This window comes from Anaerosporobacter faecicola (genome assembly GCF_012070565.1).
In the GTDB taxonomy this organism is placed as follows: domain Bacteria; phylum Bacillota; class Clostridia; order Lachnospirales; family Lachnospiraceae; genus Anaerosporobacter; species Anaerosporobacter faecicola.
In genome coordinates this window covers 1-18542 of record NZ_JAAQRO010000033.1, presented here as the reverse complement: position 1 = coordinate 18542, position 18542 = coordinate 1, and the positions used below count along the sequence as shown (strand labels likewise).

Below are 18542 nucleotides of genomic sequence, written 5' to 3'. Positions count from 1 at the left end.
CAACTTACCTATAATAGCATAAATTATGTAAAATTAAAAGAGAAAGTATAGGCAATTAGTTCTGTTTTTATTTACATTTTTTTCGAAATTGCGTATAATATTAGTCCATTTTTTCGACAATGTATTGTTTCATATACATGATATATCGATTTGCAAGTTCACTCTGCCTACTATTGTTGTGCGTGAGGTACCCAATGATAATATCCTCTTCTATGGATAATGGTACTGCTATGATATTATCCCCATTGAGTTTCGCACTGATAATTCCAGTGGATATGGTATATCCATTTAAACCAATTAATAGATTGAACAGAGTTGCTCGATCACTCACATGAATATTCCTTCTTCGCGTTCTTGTACTTAGAATTTCTTCCGAAAAATAAAAGGAATTATTATCACCTTGTTCAAAGGACAGATATGGATATTCCTCCAAATCTTCCAGTCGAACTGATTTCTTTGCTGCCAAAGGATTTTGCGAGCTTATAAATACGTGGGGTTTAGCCGTAAAAAGCGCAGTGAAGGTAAGATTGTTTTCTTTGATTAATTTATACATAACCTTTTTATTAAACTCATTGATATAGATGATACCAATCTCGCTTCGAAGATTTTTCACATCATCAATGATCTCATACGTTTTTGTTTCTCGTAATGAACACTCATACTCCTCTTGCCCATATTCTTTCATCAATTCCACAAACGCATTCACTGCAAAAGCATAATGTTGGGTGGATACACAAAAGTTTTGTTTCACTGGTTTTGTATCCCCATATCTTTGTTCTAACAGATCTGCCTGTTCTAAGACTTGTCTGGCATATCCCAAGAACTCTGCCCCCTCTAAAGTAACTTGAATTCCCTTATTTGTTCTAGTAAATATCTCTATCTTCATCTCTTGTTCTAATTCTTTGATTGTATTGGATAACCTAGGTTGTGAGACAAAAAGACGTTTTGCTGCCTCATTAATCGATCCTAATTTTGCAACTTCTACTGCGTATTTTAATTGCTGTAATGTCATGTTTTCCCCCCATAAATCCTTCTTCTAATGACTTTCGTTTCCAACAACATCACTATAGCAAAAAGCATTATAAAAAGCAAATTCAATTAAATAACTTGATTAAGCATCAATAGTCCCGTCTATCGTAAAAAAGCTATATCAGATAAAAACAGGTAGTTTCTGTTCTGATATAGCCTTTTCTCTTTATCTATTCGTTTCCTTTTTCATTCGTGTTTTCCAACTTGCTATTTCATAAGATATGATTTCTTTAAATCATTCTATGATTTATTATTTGCAAGCTTCTGACTTACAGACAAAGGAATTACAATCTGTACATTCGACTTTTGTAGGATTTTTCTCATGTGTACCCACATCGATCTTATCTAACGTACAATAATTTTCTGTTTGTGCATGATATTCACAATTGTTTACGGTACAACCAATACAAAGATTTTTTTCCATAATAGCCTCCATATACGTTTATTAACAAGCTTATTCGCTCGTACATGAGTTATTATCTCACTTTGTATAAAACCTATTCTAGGAATATTTTGTTTACTCCACTTCCTCTTTTTCACATAATTTTTTATAAAATGAATCAATCATAATTGCTCCAAATGGCGCTGTGATCAAGATTGCCAATACTGCTACAGTAAGCACTTTGTTCCCACACGCTAGACCCATTGATAATGGAACTGCTCCTATTGCTGCCTGTACCGTTGCTTTTGGTGTATATGCGATCATACAGAATACACGTTCTTTCTTTGTTAATTTTGTCTGGACCAAGCAAAACAACACACCTACCATACGGAACAGTAGTGCTATTACAACTAGAAGAATTGCAGCAAAGCCTGCAGAATATACGTATTTGAGATCTACTGTAGCTCCTACTAACACAAAAAGCAAAACTTCTGCCGCAACCCATAATCGGTTATATCGTGCAGATAGCCGTTTCGCTAATACTTCGTAGGTTCTATATATGGTTATTGCCAGTGTCATGATTGCAATCAAGCCTGATATTGGAACATATGATTTTAAGAGGCTCTCCAACTCAATCAGTAAGAAAGAAAAGCTCAGCAGAATCAATAGTTTAACCGAATCTCGCATATGAAATTTTTTAAAGAAACACGATAAAAACATTCCAATTAGAATGCCAACTAAAATACCAAGCACGATGGATACTGGAATTTTTAGAAAATTCACCATATTAATCTCCCCACCTGTCGCTAACGATGTAAAGGAGCTAAACAAGACAATCACAAATACATCATCTACGGAAGCTCCCGCTAAGATTAATTGAGGAATTCCATGTTTTTTCCCATACCCTTCTTCCATCAATCGAAGCATACGTGGCACAATTACTGCAGGAGATACCGCAGCAACCACACTTCCTATAATTGCAGCTTCCAAGATCGTAACCCCCATAATATGTGGAGCAAAGATTACGATACCTATGATTTCAAAACATGCTGGTACAAAGCACATTAATATAGCTGGACGACCAACTTTTTTTAAATCATTAATATTTAAGGATAAGCCCGCTCTTGTCAATATAATCACCAAAGCAAGTTGACGCAAATCAGAAGCGATTACTAGCAAGGAATCATCTAACATATTAAACCCATGGGGACTTAAAAGGATTCCTGTTAAGATCATTCCCAATAATGCGGGTAATCTTAATTTTTGAAATATTGAACCCAGTAAGAGTCCCAGTAAAAAAATCAGTGCAAGACTTGTTAACATTTTTATCTCCTCCTTCATATCGGTAATGATATCTACTTTATGTACGAGTGCGCATCCCACGGAGTGTTTATATACTAGGGAAGTCGCAAGACTTTCCTAATATATAACAAAGTGTACTTCGTACACTCTCGCGTTAATAACAGCTTTAAAAGTACACTTTGTTCTCCGCGCCGAGCACTGTCAGCTTCAGCTGACATCTACCTTATGTGCGAGTGCGCATCCCACGGAGTGTTTATATACTAGGGAAGTCGCAAGACTTTCCTAGTATATAAAAAAAGCCGACTTCTCCTGTGATATTCACAGAAGTCATCAGCTTATAAGCGGTTTCGATCATCATCGCGGGAGAACTTCATTCCCAATTCTTTGATTATTCTACTATACATGCTATCGTTCGTCAAGGGTGTTTTTTAAGTCTATTTGTTCTCTATATGCATTCGGTGTCTTCCCAAAACGCTTCTTAAAGATGCGATAGAAATAACTCGTATTATCATATCCAATGGTCTCAATTATATCAGTAACCGAAATTTTGGTATGCACCAACAGATACATGGCTTGGTTCAAACGCTTTGTCTGTAGGATTTCCTTGTACGTCATTCCCGTTAATTTCTTAATCTCCCGACTCAACCAGTACACATCCTGGTTCATCAATGTCGCCAGTTCCGTCAACGTTCCTTCTTTATAATGTTCTTCCACATACGAAAGCGTATGTGCAACGATATTCTTTTCATACGGATTCTGCCCATACTCCACTTTATCCATATGATTTAATAATTGCAAGAATAATAGCCCCATGGTAATCTGATTAATACTACGTTTATTCTGTTGGTCATTCCAAATTGTCCAGATCATATTCTCCAGTAGATTCTGTATAGGTAGAATATCAGCTACATGAAAATACAGATAGCTTGGTACACTGGAATCCTGTCGTAAGCAACCAATTAAGAATTCTCTTAGCAAGTTTTCTTCTTCTCCCATCATAGAAAAGGCTACATCAAAAAAATGTGGCAGAATAATAAAGTTCACCGCAATATCCTCATACCCCGCTGGCAAGATTTCTTGCACTGCATTCTGGTTTAGAAACAACAAATCCCCCTCTTGCAAAACAACCTCATTCCCATCAATGATATGAGTTGTATGCCCCTTGCACATATAGATTACTTCTATATAATTATGGGTGTGCTTCGGGAAATGGGTGAATCTGGTATGTGGTCGTACCTGAATCAGTTTTCCCTTCTGCAACAAATTGTCACAATCAATCACCCAGTCTTCTTTCTTCGTATAGAGAGAGCGGTTGATATCTTTTTTTCCTTCCAGTATGTTCTCTTCTTCTTTTGTAATCTTCGATAGTTGTTCCATTAAGATTCGATCCATACTGTCTCTTCCTCCTTGCTTTATGCATATCCATTAATGGTAACTTGATTCTTTCCCTTTTCTTTTGAACAGTATAAGCATTCATCCGCTAGAAGTAGCAGTTCTTCTTCCCTCTCTTCATTGGAGTTAGACGCAACCCCCACACTTATTGTTACTTTTCCAATGTCTTTCCATTTAAAATGTTCTACATTGTCTCTTATTCGTTCTGCGAATACCTCTGCGCCATGTAATGAAGTTTTGGTAAGAATGACAACGAATTCTTCTCCGCCATATCGAAAAACTTGTCCTTGTTTTCCAACTATTTTCCTCGCAATTGCTCCTAATTGTCGAAGCACCTCGTCTCCTTTCATATGTCCATATGTATCATTTATTTTCTTAAAATTATCAATATCAAACATAATCAGGTTCATTGTATTCTGCTCTTTTTTATGTTTCGCATATATTTGTTCAAAATAATTTCGATTATAACATTGGGTCAGGCTATCCATCTTGTTCGTTCTCTGGAGATTTTTTAATTTCATAAGAATCCCAATCAAAAGAATCATGAGCACTGAGATGATGCTGCTCCAGTAGATTCGTCGTCGAATCTTCTCTTCATTAATACGAATGTTTTCTCGTTCATTGTTATATTTTTGTATGCAATAGTCAGCATAATCGTTATTCAATCGAGAACTTTCGTCATCATAGATTTGGTTAATTGCTTCATAATATTTAATTGCTTCGTCGCTTGCATGTTCTGCAGTAGTAAGGTCAACCATTTTCGACAAGATAATCTTCTTATAGTACGCATCAGAATCTGCATTTTCCAATGCCTCTTTGAATTTGCCAAGTGCCTCTTGTGATTGCCCAGTAGCTGCCAGATAATCACCATATGCCAACAGATACAGCAGTCTTGTATTCAGCGTACTAGAACTTGTCGCTTGATCTAAGTATTCTTCTGCATTGATAATGCATTCCTTAGCACGATCAAATTCTCCATTCTTCACGTAATATTCCGCTTCAAATACTTCCATACTAACACGGTACCCGTAACTTTCTTCTTCTGGTAAGTCTGGATATAGCGATTCCAATTCTTCTCTGAGTGCAATCCCCTTCTCATAATCCCCTACCGCAAAAACAGCTTGGCATAGATTACCAATTGCATACGACTTAATAAACACTGCTTCCATTGGGTCGTCAATCTTCACTTCCATTGCAGAATACGAGGCTTCTTCAGCTTTCTCATAATTCTCTAAGGCATTGTAAATGGCACTTAAATCTGCTGACGCTTTAGCCTCAAAGTAAGCATTATTCTTTTCCTGTGCCAACGCTATTACCGACAGACTTTGTTCCAACCCTTTTGCATAATTCCCAGATGCACTGTACATAACACCAAGATTGTTCTTTACATTAAGGATTGTGGATACCGACAATTTCTTTTCCTCTTTTAAAATATCCTCAAAATAAGAAATACATACTTCTCTTCCCGCTGCTTCATTCATAACTACATAGGTATAGGATAAGATAACATCAATATTCTCATTCCAATCATTAACCCGCAATGTAGGGAAGATCTGATTCATCTGTTCAAGGATTTCATCTAGTTGACAATCCTCTAAATTACTCAAATAAAAACCTGTTGCTACTTTTACAAATCCATCAGTCTTCTCTTCTATATGAGAAATAGCCGCAAGGAATAAGTCTTTTGCTTCTGCATCCTTATAATCCATGTAGGACTCTACTGCTAACAGAAAATACTCTTCTGCATTCCATGTGTCTTCATCTTTCTGGCGGATTGTCCCCGTTATCTGTTTGATATAGTCCATATCTGCTGATATGTTATGTAAACTTAAATCCTCAATCATTCGGATTGCTTTATTTTCTTCTTTTGATATTAATGGTTTTTCTCCACGATATTGAAGGTAGAATATCATTCCCAATACCGTACTAACAAGAACAACTCCTATTAACAATACTAGCATCTTATGATGGCTTAATCTTCTCTGTTTCTTTTTTTGTAATTTCAAAAGCTTCTGCTTGGTTTGTTTCATTTTTGTCTGTTGTACGTTTACTTGTTCTGCGTTTTCATTTTCTTTTTTTCTCATTTGTAGATACCCTCATTGAATACGATTTCCTTTTTTCTATATCACAATATGTTCCAAAAATACGCAAGTATTCTTGATACAACGTATTGTTATGTCTTTGCATACTTACCACAAATATGCACTTTTTTTCATATTTATTTAGTATACCATAAATCAATTTCCCAGACAATTAAAGTATCAATTGTACTTATATAAAAAATACACTTGCAGATCTCCTATATTGTAATCGTTTTCCAATAAAATGTAAATGAACATTGCTTCATTCTTCAACCTACCGCATACAATGACCATAGAATCTATTCTTTGGAGGTAATCTTCATGGAACAAAACCATATTACAATTGGAATGCATGCGCCTGATTTTACAGCACAAACTACATTCGGTCCAAAAAAAATGTCTGACTACAAAGGAAAATGGGTCATCTTCTTTAGCCATCCTGGTGATTTTACACCTGTTTGTACTACAGAATTCGTTGCATTTTCACAGGCATACCAACAATTTCAAGACTTAGGCGCTGATCTCATAGGTCTTAGCATTGATAGTAATCCTTCTCATCTGGATTGGGTCTATACCATTCAACAACTCACAGGAATCACGGTGCCTTTTCCTGTTATAGCCGATCGGGATGGTTCCATATCTCGTTTGTATGGTATGATTGCTCCTGATGCCAGCCAAACTGAAACGGTGCGTAACGTGTTCTTTATTGATCGGGATCAAGTGATCCGCGCAATTCTAATCTATCCACTAACCAATGGACGGAGTATTCCAGAGATTCTACGTCTGTTACAAGCCTTACAGACTACCGACCAACAGGGCGTTGTAACTCCTGCAAACTGGACAAAAAACCAACCGGTCTTAGTTCCACCAGCTAAAACTTATACCGAATTAATGGCGAGGGAAGATAATCCGGAATCCATGAACCTGCAATGTATGGATTGGTTCTGGTGCTATAAGAACGAAAAAAAATAAGAATAAAGAGCCATTACACCAACCGAATCGGATTTGGTGCAATGGCTCCTCTTATATCACATTATATATCCCTCATTTTCTTAACATTTTGGGAAGCATGTGTTCGCAACTTTATTCTTTAATTGACATAGCGAACGATGAAGATTTTGTGCATCCATTAAGCAAGTAATCGCTTCCTTGGTATGTTTCAAACTATCATTCTCAATGGTATTCAGGGTATCCATCATCTCAATCCATTCCTCACGCATCTGTTTACATGGATCACAGTTGCAAGCATGACAAGTACGTTTACACCCCTTTTCTACTCCATCATCCGTACCGTCCATTCCATCAAGGAATTCTTCCATATAACTATGAATTTCTTTTGCTTTTTGATTATATTCCATTCCCATCTTCATGTACTCCATCGCATCACGTAGATTCTTCTCTGCAATCATGAATTCTCTATGCGCTTTATCTGCAGAACAGTTATACCAATCGTACATTCTCATGAATTCCTGACAAGAACAATCATTTACTAAGATAATATTCAAATCTGCGCCTTCATTTTCCATCTGCTCATTTCTACAACCGCATCTCGGTGTTTCTCTTTCACATGCTGGTTTCCTGTCACCACATTCTTGTCTTTCTCTCTCACGTACTGGTTTCATGTCGCCATATCTTGATCGATCTCTTTCACATACTGGTTTCCAATCACCGCAGCTTGGTCTTTCTCTTTCACATACTGGTTTCCTGTCACCGCAGCTTGGTCTTTCTCTTTCACACACTGGTTTCCTGTCACCGCAGCTTGGTCTTTCTCTTTCACACACTGGTTTCCTATCACCGCAGCTTGGTCTTTCTCTTTCACACACTGGTTTCCTATCACCGCAGCTTGGTCTTTCTTTTTCACACACTGGTTTCCTATCACCGCAGCTTGGTCTTTCTCTTTCACACACTGGTTTCCTATCACCGCAGCTTGGTCTTTCTCTTTCACATACTGGTTTCCTATCACCGCAGCTTGGTTTTTCTTTTTCACATACCGGTTTCATACTGCCACACTTTGACTTTTCATATTCGCAGGCTGGCCTTACATAACTGCAGGTATTATTTACATTCTCACATGCTGGTTTGCGATTCCATCTATCCATCTTGTCGTGACAAGAATCATTATTTCTACAATACATAAAACTCTCCCTTTTCCATTTCTAATAAAAATTCCAGTCTAGTTTGTTAACTAGACTGGAATTATTGTTATACTATATCATATTCATTACTATTTGTTTGGGAATAATTTTACGTCGTGCTAATGTCGCTTCTTTCGACAGCTTTTATTCTTCATTAAACTCATAATCCTTACCAGGTAGGATTGCATTAAGTATAATACCTGCTAACGCTGCCACTGCAATACCTGATAATGTAATATCAAAATTTCCTATATTAAAAGAAATTCCCGAATTTATAACATTTGCTCCTATTGCTTCATTAAACACATATTGGTACTGAATTCCCAATGCACTCACTAAGATTACTGCTGCTACGATCAAGTTTCTACTCTTTGTAAAGTCAACTGCATTCTCTACCACGTTTCGAACTCCAATTGCGGAGATCATTCCGTATAAAATCAAGGATACACCACCAATGATCGCGGTTGGCACCGTTCTTACAATTGCTGCGAATTTTGGCGAGAAAGAAAGTACCACTGCGATTCCTGCTGCAATCTGCATAACAAGTGGATCATATACTTTTGACAATGCAAGCACACCTGTATTCTCTCCATATGTTGTATTGGCAGGTCCACCAAATAATGCGGATAAACTTGTTGCAAGTCCATCTCCTAATAATGTTCTATGAAGTCCAGGATTTGCAATATAATTTTTTCCAGTCGTTGCACCGATTGCAGATATATCACCGATATGCTCCATCATGGTTGCCAACGCGATTGGCACAATGGTTACGATTGCACTAATATCAAACTTTGCAAAGTTAGCTGTTGTTAATGGAACTCCGATCCAGGCAGCTTCTTTTACTGCAGTAAAATCAATTTCGCCCATACACAATGCCACAATATAAGAACCAACAATTCCTAACATAATTGGAATGATCTTCACCATTCCTTTTCCCCATATGTTACAGACAATAACGATTCCTACAGCTACGATTGCAAGCGTCCAATTGGAGTTACAATTATTAATGGCTGTTGGTGCAAGTGTAAGACCAATTGCTATAATAATTGGTCCCGTTACAACAGGTGGGAAGAAACGCATAACCTTCTTCGCTCCGAAGGCATAGATCAAACCTGCTACAATCAAGTATAAGAACCCAGCTACAAAAACTCCTCCACATGCATACGCCAGTTGAGTTGGATCTGCTACCCCATCTTTTAGTGGTGCAACAGCTGCATATCCACCAAGGAAAGCAAAAGAAGACCCTAAAAATGCTGGTACCTTTCCCTTTGTTAATAAATGAAATAACAAAGTTCCAAGACCAGCCATTAATAATGTGGTAGAAACACTAAGACCTGTTAAAATTGGAACCAATACCGTTGCACCAAACATTGCAAACGTATGTTGGAACCCTAACAAAATCGTCTTCGATAACCCCAATTGCTTCACATTATAAATCCCATCATTTGAATTCGATTTAACCTGATTCCCCAGTTCTTTCATCGCTTAAATCCTCCTACTATAATTACCATTTGTGCCTTCGTAAGATCATCTTACCTTTTACGAATGCGTCTTTACATACATCGGCTTATTATATCATAGAGGTTTTTGTAAAAGCAACAAATAAAAAGTATTCGTAATACTCTATGAAAAGCTCATTAATCCTATAACTTTTCCCTTCTACTAAACATTTATTTATAACTATTTTCAGAATAATCATAGTAGTTTTCGATAAATCGATGTATTATGTCGAATTTTCAGTATTTTTCAAACTTCTCTGTATATATTAGTACAAATGATGTGATTCCTCAAAACAAAATGTTTATATCCTATTATCGTTCAATTACATGGTCAACATCGATGACAGGTGCGAGTACAGTCTTATAGTTTCGCAAGGAATAACCATCAATAGCAACACGCGTCATATAGATCGAATGACCTTCCTCATAATCTCTTAAGTAGAAGAAATTACTAACAGAGCAGAACACCCGATAATCATAATCAAGGAGCACTTGATATCTCTCATCCTCTGGTTTTATTAACTTTCCATAAGGATAGACGAAAATCGTTGTATCTCCAATAATAGGTTTTACTTCCTCTTGAAAATGCTGCAAATCTGTCTTCAGGCTCTTCTTCGTATGTTTTGTACAATCATAATGCCCATAACTATGACATGCAAAAGTATACCCTAGTTCCTTTAACCGATTGGCTACTTTCTTAGCTTTCTTAATCTCCTCTTCTCGATCGCCCTCATAGTTTCGGTCTGTACGATAACCAAACACACCCGTAAACCCAGTCATACATAACGTCATTCTTGCTCCATTTGTTGAGAACTCTGGGTGTTTTTCTATAAACTTTTCCAAAATTGGAACGAATTCATTCTCACTGGAATATAGCACAGAACCATCTTCTTGATACGTTCCTGAAACGATCTGTTTTTTTTCATCAATTGCAAGAAAATCAACCATTCCATTTCCACGTTTTTTTACATCATACACTACATCGTCTACAGAAAAAATCAAAGGCTTTCTTCCTTTTGGTACCTGTATACTTTTGGCAGTTTTCATTTTTCCTTTTTTCGTTGTATAAAAGGTCTTATTGATATCAATCAAACTGTACCCATTGTTATAGAGTTCTTCTAATAGATTTTCGAACTCCTTTACCGTAATGCAATCTGCATCATAACGCATAAGTCCATTGGAATCCTTGATCTCTGGATTTGCAATTAAAGCATGGATGAAGATATGTGGAATCTCTCCTGTATAGGACTCATACTCCTGTTCATTCTGTTCATTCTGTTCTTCTTGTTTCTGCTTTGTCTGATTCTTTTCTTCGTTTGACTCCTTCGTCTGTTCTAGTTCGCTTTCCTGATGATCTTGCTCTTGTTCATCATCTAATTTCTGTTCTTTATCTAGTTTTTGTTCCTCTTTTTGTTTCTGTTCCTCTTCTTGCTTATGTTCACCTTCTTTTTTCTGTTCCTCTTCTTGCATCTGCCCATTTTCCTTAGTAGATGAACTGCTTTGATTCTGAAAACTATTCTCTACCATAGTATTCTTCTTACATCCTGACAAACCAGTAACTAACAGAATACATAGGAGGCAAAAAATAATTCTATGTACTTTCTTTTTTCCCACCTTTTAACCTTCTTTCTACCCAAATATTGTTCTAATGGTACTATCTAGCCATAAAAAAATAGAAAAAGCTGCTACATAGCTAATCCTTTATTGGCTAGCCTTTGCTATTGTAACAGCTTTTATCTTCTAATATCCTCGTATTCTATCATTCTCATCTTCTGGTGTATTCATTATGGACTTCACTACAACATCATACCCATATTGCGGATTCACTTGAATATGGATTCGATCATTGACACGATGCCCCATAATTGCTTTTCCTAAAGGAGATTCGATACTGATCAATCCTTTCAATACATTCTCCCGAACGGTCGTGACAATTCGATAGGTCTCTATTGTATCATCTTCTTCAAATAACAACTCCACTGTATTATTCATACCAATCACGTCATCATCAGAAGAATCATCAATCACTTTCGCTGTCTTGATCATTCGTTCCAGATAACGAATCCGACTTTCATTCTTATTCTTATCCTTTTTGGCTGCATAATACTCAAAGTTTTCACTTAGATCTCCTTGTGCACGAGCTTCTTTAACCGCTTCAATTGCGTCTTTTCGAACGACCAATTTACGGTAATCAATTTCCTCTTGTATTTTCTTAATATCACTTTTTGTTAATTCATTGTACATGTGATTACCTCCATATACCTTTTAAGCCTTACTATATTCTCAACAATTATACTCCACTTTTACAAACTTGCAAAGGCACCACACGGAATTTCATTTCTTACCGAATATAATTCGTACTAATCTTTTTCTCTCTTGTAGGCTTTGCGATACCTGCGTCTTTTCCTGCTTGAATACATTGCATCAACCATGCCATGTTTGTACCAAGTGTTCGCATTGTCTGCATTCCTTCTTCATCTTGTATAACCTCCTCAGGAGTATTACCATGAACCATATTCCAATACTGGGAAGAGACGATTGGCATGTTGCTGATGGTAAAGTATTTATTTATCTGATCAAATGTTGCGGTTGCACCACCTCTACGACAGCTTACCACTGCAGCACCTGGCTTATCTGCATATAGGGCACTTTTTCCATAAAACGCACGATCTAGAAAAGAAGTTAGCATTCCGGAAGCTGCTGCATAATGGACAGGGGAACCAAATACAAAACCATCTGCACTTGCTGCCTTTTCTACGAATTCATTAACGGTATCCTCCATAAAACATTTTCCTGTTTTAATACAAGTACCACAACCAAGACAACCGCCGATTGGCTTTGCTCCAATTTGAAAGATTTCTGTTTCAATTCCGTGTTGATTTAATGTCTTCGCCACTTCTGATAAAGCGGTATATGTACAACCCTTTTGATTTGGACTACCATTTACTAATAATACTTTCATATTATCCTCCTGTGTAATTTTATGAATATATGATGCAAGGATCAAAAGGTCATATTCACTTTGTGCTTGCACATAAGAGAATATGACTTGTTGATCCTTGCATCATTATATCACAGAATCACTCTTTATAAAACCGTCTTCTGTTTCTTGGCCTCCTCCGTATACTTGCGCACCAAATCGCCTTTTGCATTGGTATACCCGTCCCGATCATGTTCATATGGTTTCCACAATGACAACTTTAATGCTTCATACTGTTTTGCTAATGCTGGATTTTCATTCATATAATTCCGAAAATACACTTCGTCATTATCCCCTTCATAACGCAAATGCAGATGAAACACTCGTTCATCAAATCCGTGCTCTGTATAGCCTTTATTAAAGGTCATTCGCCTCTGATCCTGATTCATACACAGATAACCGTTTTGTAGAAGAATGCTCTTATACTCTGTTTGGTCACACTCCTTCGGAATTTCAACGAGCAGATCAACAATTGGCTTTGCCCAGATACCATGAATGGCGGTACTGCCTATATGGCTAATCTGACAAATTGGTTTTGCTTTGAATAGGTTGCATAGGAACGTATACTCTTCCTGATACCATACTTTCCATTCTGCTTTATGTTCACATAGAATTATGGGAAATAACTGCCACAATTCCTCTAGACTCATTTCTGATAATGGTTTTGACATCTTCCTTCTCCTTTTGGCATATTCCTTTTATGTAAGCACAAGGTGAATGAACTTTTTGTCCTTGCTTAATCGTATTATACTACATCGAAAACACAAATACCAAAAAGGTTATGCCCTTCATCCCAATATGAATTGCATAACCTTTTATTTTTCTTTATATTTTACATGTAAAATCTACATTCCTATTGTAATTTCGCTAATAGTTCTTCTACATCAAGCCCATGAACCATACAAGCTTCTTCTAATGTTTCTGCTTGTGAAGATGGACAACCAAGACAGTGCATTCCAGCAGCCAATAATACATTGGCATTGTCAGGGTTTGCCTTTAGGATATCTCCAATGATCATATCTTTGGAGATTACACCTTCTTCTGCTTTTGCAGCCGCTACTTCTTCACCAAAGAACAGTTCCATATCTTCTTCTACTGTAGAGATTCCGCTGATTCCAAAGTTATCTACTAATACTTTCGCTACATTTGGAGAAAGGAATCCTGGTAATGTTGGTCCTAAGTGGATTTCTTTTACACCAAGATATAGAAGGGATAATAAAACAATAACCGCTTTTTGTTCATACCAAGCAATGTTGTAGATAATTGGTAATTCATTAATATCTGCAAGACCAAATACTTCTTTTAATTTTAATGCGATCAATGCTAAGGAATACGAATCGTTACATTGTCCTGCATCTAATACTCTAGGGATACCGCCTATATCTCCTAAGTTTAATTTGTTGTATTTGTATTTGGCACATCCTGCTGTTAAGATTACCGTATCTTGTGGAAGAGCTTTTGCAAAGTCTGTGTAGTAGTTTCTTGTTTTAGCTCTACCATCACATCCAGCCATAACAACGAATTTCTTAATTGCTCCCGATTTTACTGCATCAACTACCGCATCTGCCAATGCAAATACTTGTTCATGGGCGAATCCACCAACGATTTCTCCTGTTTCGATTTCTGTTGGAGCCGCACATGTTTTTGCTAATGCAATAATTTCAGAGAAATCTTTCTTTGAACCAGCTTCCCCTTCGATGTGCTTACAACCAGCGAAGCCTGCTGCACCTGTTGTGAACATTCTTGCTTTATAAGAATCCTTTGGAGGTACAATACAGTTTGTTGTCATTAAGATTGGTCCATTGAAGCTTTCGAACTCTTCTTTTTGCTTCCACCAAGCATTTCCGTAGTTTCCTACTAGATGGCTGTATTTCTTTAATTGTGGGTAGTAGTGTGCAGGAAGCATTTCGGAATGTGTATAAACATCTACTCCTGTTCCTTCTGTTTGGATCAATAATTGTTCAAGATCCGCAAGGTCATGACCAGAAACTAAGATTCCAGGGTTTTTGCCAACGCCAATATTTACTTTTGTGATTTCTGGATTTCCGTAAGTTGTTGTATTGGCTGTATCAAGAAGTGCCATACCATCAACACCAACTTTACCTGTTTCCAATGTTAATGCAACTAAATCATCTGCTGTTAAGGAATCATCCATTAACTTCATTAAGGTTTCTTGCATAAATGCATCAATTTCTTCGTTATCATACCCTAATGCATTGGCATGTTTGGAATATGCAGATAATCCTTTTAGTCCGTACGTAATCAATTCACGTAAAGAACGTACATCTTCATTTTCTGTGGCTAATACGCCAACTTCTTTGGATTCAGCTTTAGCCTTTAACATAGCATTTACTTCTTTTCCACTGTTATTCCCTGCCACAATCGTTTTCAATGTAGCAAGAAAACCAGATTTCTTATCTTCTTCCACATCACACGTAGCTGCTTCTGATAAACTAGTTTGATCTGCTAACTGCTTCATCAAGTCATTTTTCATTGCTAACGTTTCTTTTACTCTTGTATAGAATACTTCATCATCGAAGTTTGCATTTGTAATCGTTGTGAATAGATTTAAGGTTATATAGTGATTCACATCTTTGGAAATAGTTTTTCCTTCTTTACGCAATTTCGTTGTAATTTCTGCTAATCCCTTCGTTACGTAGATTAATAAATCCTGCATATTAGCAAGATCCGCACTTTTACCACATACACCTACTTTTGTACAACCTTTATTCCCAGCTGTTTCTTGACATTGATAACAAAACATATTGTTTTCCATCGATCTTCTCCTCAACTTTCTATTTTTATTATGGAAGATACAAACATAACATTTGTCCCTTCCTAATGTGTGAATTGTTACGTTGCTTTGCAACTCCTCGCTTAACTAAGCTTGTGACCTTATTATATTGAAATCGCATACATAATTCTGTTGTATTTACAACATAATTAAATTATAATATGATGCAAGGTTCCAAAAGTCATTTCACATTGTGCTTGCACAAATGTGAATATGACCTTGGGAACCGCTAAACATGAGCAAGGAGCGTTTTATGCGGACCCGGAATGTGTAGAATTGTGGGAGTTGCAACGCAACGGAACAATTCGTGCATCTGCAAGGGTCAAAAGGTCATTTCACGCCCGGCTTGCACATAAGTGAATATGACTTGTTGACCCGCTAAACATGAGCAAGGAGCATTTTATGCGGACCCGGAATGTTTTAGAATTGTGGGAGTTGCAACGCAACGGAACAATTCGTCAAGTAGCGCTTTTGCGCAAACCCAACACAAAAAGAAAAGCCCTACCGATTCCAAAATAGAACCAGTAGAGCTACCTAATACGTTAAATATATAAGGAGATTACTATGGTACAACAACAATATATTCCTATTATACAAGCTTCCAAACTATTCGATGGAATCTCTTCCGATGAGATTGTCGGCCTTCTTCCTTGTCTATCTGCTACGGAACAATCTTATAAAAAAGACAACTATATCTTTCATACAGGGGACACCACGAGTAAGATTGGTCTTATCTTATCTGGCTGTGCACACCTTGTGAAAGAAGATTACTGGGGTAACCATACCATCTTATCGGAAGTTATGCCCGGTGAATACTTCGGAGAAGCGTATGCTTGTCTGAAGCAAGAAGCATTCCAGATTAGCTGTGTTGCCACAGAAGCAACCACCATATTGTTTTTTGATATGCAAAAAGTTGTAACTGTATGTTCTTCCGCTTGCCATTTTCACACAAGATTAATTCAAAATCTAATGAAGGCTCTTGCAAGAAAGAACGTATTTCTCATGCAGAAATTGGACTATATCAGTCAACGTTCCACTAAGGACAAACTCCTCGCCTATCTCTCTGCACAAGCGACAAAACAGGGCACGAATGCATTTACCATACCATTCAATCGTCAACAATTGGCAGATTATCTCTCCGTCGATCGAAGCGCCATGTCAAATGAACTATGCAAATTACGGGACGAGGGACTTCTTACATTTCACAAGAACTCTTTTACTTTAACGGAGTTCCCGCTATAGATTATTTCTGATTTGGGTGTCAAAAGCTGTAGCCAAGCGAGCACGCGTTTTCTGATGAATATAGCAAGCATCTGCTCGTTTGAGAACAGCGAGTGCATAGTTTAAGAATGTTCTTCTTACTGCTTACGTATTCTTTTTTTATAATATAGCCAAACCGCTATGATTCCCACAATTCCAAGAACACAAAGGGTCAGAAACGAATACTCCTCCATGATGGCAACAACATCTTCCCAGGATTCTCCCACTACACTTCCCACAAAAATCAAAACCGTATTCCAGATTCCTGATCCAATGGTTGTTAAAAGTAAGAATCGACCAAAATGCATTTCACTCATTCCGGCTGGTATGGAGATGAGACTACGAATAATTGGAACAAATCGACCGAAGAATACGACCATATTTCCTTTCGTTCCAAACCAATGATCCGCTTTTTCAACATCCTCTTTTTTCAAACGTAAGATTCGTCCGATTTTTCCTTCCACAATCCGCATAAACCGTTCTTTATTCAGAATTCGTCCAAGCCAATATAGAATAATAGCTCCAATAACTGCTCCTGCTGTGGACGCAAGTACCGCCCCCCATATCGTCATCTGCGTATAGGTTGTTAAGAACCCTGAAAATGTTAATACAACTTCTGAGGGGATGGGTGGGAACAGGTTCTCGATTGCAATCAGCAATAAAATACCGAGATACCCATATTGATTCATTAAGTCGATCATCATATCTTGCATGATTTTTCTCCCTTCATCAAAAAATGCTTGTTCCATCTTAACACATTCTTTGACGAACTCACGCTAGGATTTTGTTAAGATTCGTCGTATATGTTGTACGATATGATCTGCTATTTTTGTATCAAGTGGTTGCACTCTGCTCCACATACGTACCCCTTGATAGGAATATAGGATAACATCAACAAGTTCCTCCACTGCTACCTCCGGAAATGCCTTTGTTTCGATACCATATTGTAGCAAGCGAATCCATTTTTCACGACCAATGGCATTCTTTTCCCCAAAGAATGCGAAATCTACTGTATTGGCATATTCATAAATGGCATAACTTAGGGACTTCTCTGGACAATTCATCTCTTCATAGAGTTGCTGTAACAGCCCAGATAAAATCTCCTCTGCGGAATGTCCTTTCTTAATCAATTCCTCTACTTGAAAGGAATCCTTTTGATTCAGATCTTCAAAGATTTCACAAAAGATTTCTTTTGTGCTTCCATAATGTCGATATAAACCGCCTCGACTTAAACCTGTTTTCTCGCAGATATCCTTCATGGTTACTGCATTGAAACCATTCTCTGCAAAAAGATCATATGCTTTTTCTTTAATATACGACCTTGTCTGTTCTCCTTTAGTTGGCATCGATACCCTCCATCTTAATACTCTTACTCCTTCTTTTATCAATAATAATAAAGCTTTCTTTCGCTAGTTTGTACAAACATTAGCCTAATTCAAGTAATACATGACAAACTTACTATACTTATAATGTGACACTCATGTCGCTTTGTCAAGTAAAAACAATATATTCACACATACATTTCTGCTAAAAAAGCGGCGGCTTTGAATGTTATTTCAAATGATATGCCCCCTGTCAAGTAGACAGGTTAAATATCTAAAATGAGTGTTTACTGAATGACCATACTTCGTATGAGGTATGGTCATTTTTTATGCACACCATTTTTCTTTGTATTTTTTGATTCGTTT

At 37.1% G+C, this 18542-nt stretch carries 17 protein-coding genes and 1 riboswitch; of the genes, 2 read left to right on the top strand and 15 right to left on the bottom strand.

Annotated features, from left to right (window positions below; all coding sequences use genetic code 11):
* Positions 1-100 precede the first annotated feature (100 nt).
* The 5 genes from HBB17_RS14835 to HBB17_RS14815 all read right to left on the bottom strand — a co-directional run bounded on the left by HBB17_RS14835 (position 101) and on the right by HBB17_RS14815 (position 6189).
* Positions 101-1012, bottom strand: coding sequence for a LysR family transcriptional regulator (locus tag HBB17_RS14835; RefSeq protein WP_167958295.1), 912 nt, complete (start codon positions 1010-1012; stop codon positions 101-103).
* A gap of 267 nt (positions 1013-1279) precedes the next feature.
* Positions 1280-1453 (bottom strand): DUF1540 domain-containing protein, encoded by a 174-nt coding sequence (locus HBB17_RS14830; protein ID WP_167958294.1) that lies wholly within the window; start codon positions 1451-1453, stop codon positions 1280-1282.
* A gap of 93 nt (positions 1454-1546) precedes the next feature.
* Positions 1547-2734, bottom strand: coding sequence for a cation:proton antiporter (locus tag HBB17_RS14825; RefSeq protein ID WP_167958293.1), 1188 nt, complete (start codon positions 2732-2734; stop codon positions 1547-1549).
* 293 nt (positions 2735-3027) lie between these two features.
* A riboswitch (Fluoride riboswitch) is annotated at positions 3028-3100 on the bottom strand.
* Positions 3101-3118: 18 nt separating this feature from the next.
* Positions 3119-4105, bottom strand: coding sequence for an AraC family transcriptional regulator (locus tag HBB17_RS14820; protein WP_167958292.1), 987 nt, complete (start codon positions 4103-4105; stop codon positions 3119-3121).
* A gap of 20 nt (positions 4106-4125) precedes the next feature.
* A complete protein-coding gene (locus tag HBB17_RS14815) occupies positions 4126-6189 on the bottom strand; it encodes a tetratricopeptide repeat-containing diguanylate cyclase (RefSeq protein WP_167958291.1) in 2064 nt (687 codons plus the stop codon).
* A 318-nt stretch (positions 6190-6507) separates the two neighbouring features.
* Between HBB17_RS14815 and HBB17_RS14810 the strand changes: the two genes are divergently transcribed.
* A complete protein-coding gene (locus tag HBB17_RS14810) occupies positions 6508-7158 on the top strand; it encodes a peroxiredoxin (RefSeq protein ID WP_167958290.1) in 651 nt (216 codons plus the stop codon).
* 80 nt (positions 7159-7238) lie between these two features.
* Here HBB17_RS14810 and HBB17_RS14805 read toward each other — a convergent pair whose 3' ends face one another.
* The 8 genes from HBB17_RS14805 to hcp all read right to left on the bottom strand — a co-directional run bounded on the left by HBB17_RS14805 (position 7239) and on the right by hcp (position 15576).
* Positions 7239-7808 carry a hypothetical protein gene (locus tag HBB17_RS14805; protein WP_167958289.1) on the bottom strand — a complete coding sequence of 190 codons (570 nt, stop codon included), beginning with the start codon at positions 7806-7808 and terminating at the stop codon, positions 7239-7241.
* Positions 7805-8173: a hypothetical protein gene (locus HBB17_RS14800; protein WP_167958288.1), complete on the bottom strand. Its 369-nt coding sequence runs from the start codon at positions 8171-8173 to the stop codon at positions 7805-7807. The genes HBB17_RS14805 and HBB17_RS14800 overlap by 4 nt, the downstream gene beginning before the upstream one ends.
* A gap of 292 nt (positions 8174-8465) precedes the next feature.
* Positions 8466-9803 (bottom strand): uracil-xanthine permease family protein, encoded by a 1338-nt coding sequence (locus HBB17_RS14795; RefSeq protein WP_167958287.1) that lies wholly within the window; start codon positions 9801-9803, stop codon positions 8466-8468.
* Positions 9804-10132: 329 nt separating this feature from the next.
* Positions 10133-11434 carry a polysaccharide deacetylase family protein gene (locus HBB17_RS14790; RefSeq protein WP_167958286.1) on the bottom strand — a complete coding sequence of 434 codons (1302 nt, stop codon included), beginning with the start codon at positions 11432-11434 and terminating at the stop codon, positions 10133-10135.
* A gap of 126 nt (positions 11435-11560) precedes the next feature.
* The gene (locus tag HBB17_RS14785; RefSeq protein WP_167958285.1) at positions 11561-12064 is read right to left on the bottom strand and encodes a GreA/GreB family elongation factor; all 504 of its coding nucleotides are present in this window, start codon (positions 12062-12064) and stop codon (positions 11561-11563) included.
* A 97-nt stretch (positions 12065-12161) separates the two neighbouring features.
* The gene (locus tag HBB17_RS14780; protein ID WP_167958284.1) at positions 12162-12782 is read right to left on the bottom strand and encodes a flavodoxin family protein; all 621 of its coding nucleotides are present in this window, start codon (positions 12780-12782) and stop codon (positions 12162-12164) included.
* 125 nt (positions 12783-12907) lie between these two features.
* Positions 12908-13471, bottom strand: a complete 564-nt coding sequence (locus tag HBB17_RS14775) for a GrpB family protein (protein WP_167958283.1) — start codon at positions 13469-13471, stop codon at positions 12908-12910.
* A 182-nt stretch (positions 13472-13653) separates the two neighbouring features.
* Complete coding sequence (gene hcp / locus HBB17_RS14770) at positions 13654-15576, bottom strand: hydroxylamine reductase (RefSeq protein ID WP_167958282.1); 1923 nt, start codon at positions 15574-15576, stop codon at positions 13654-13656.
* 582 nt (positions 15577-16158) lie between these two features.
* On the opposite strand from hcp, the gene HBB17_RS14765 reads away from it, so the two are divergent.
* Positions 16159-16836, top strand: coding sequence for a Crp/Fnr family transcriptional regulator (locus HBB17_RS14765; protein WP_167958281.1), 678 nt, complete (start codon positions 16159-16161; stop codon positions 16834-16836).
* A 116-nt stretch (positions 16837-16952) separates the two neighbouring features.
* On the opposite strand, the gene HBB17_RS14760 is transcribed toward HBB17_RS14765, so the two are convergent.
* Together HBB17_RS14760 and HBB17_RS14755 are read right to left on the bottom strand one after the other, a co-directional pair.
* Positions 16953-17603 carry a DedA family protein gene (locus HBB17_RS14760; protein WP_238483764.1) on the bottom strand — a complete coding sequence of 217 codons (651 nt, stop codon included), beginning with the start codon at positions 17601-17603 and terminating at the stop codon, positions 16953-16955.
* A 27-nt stretch (positions 17604-17630) separates the two neighbouring features.
* On the bottom strand, positions 17631-18200 hold the full coding sequence (locus HBB17_RS14755; protein WP_167958280.1) for a TetR/AcrR family transcriptional regulator: 570 nt from the start codon (positions 18198-18200) through the stop codon (positions 17631-17633).
* Between the last annotated feature and the right edge of the window lie 342 nt (positions 18201-18542).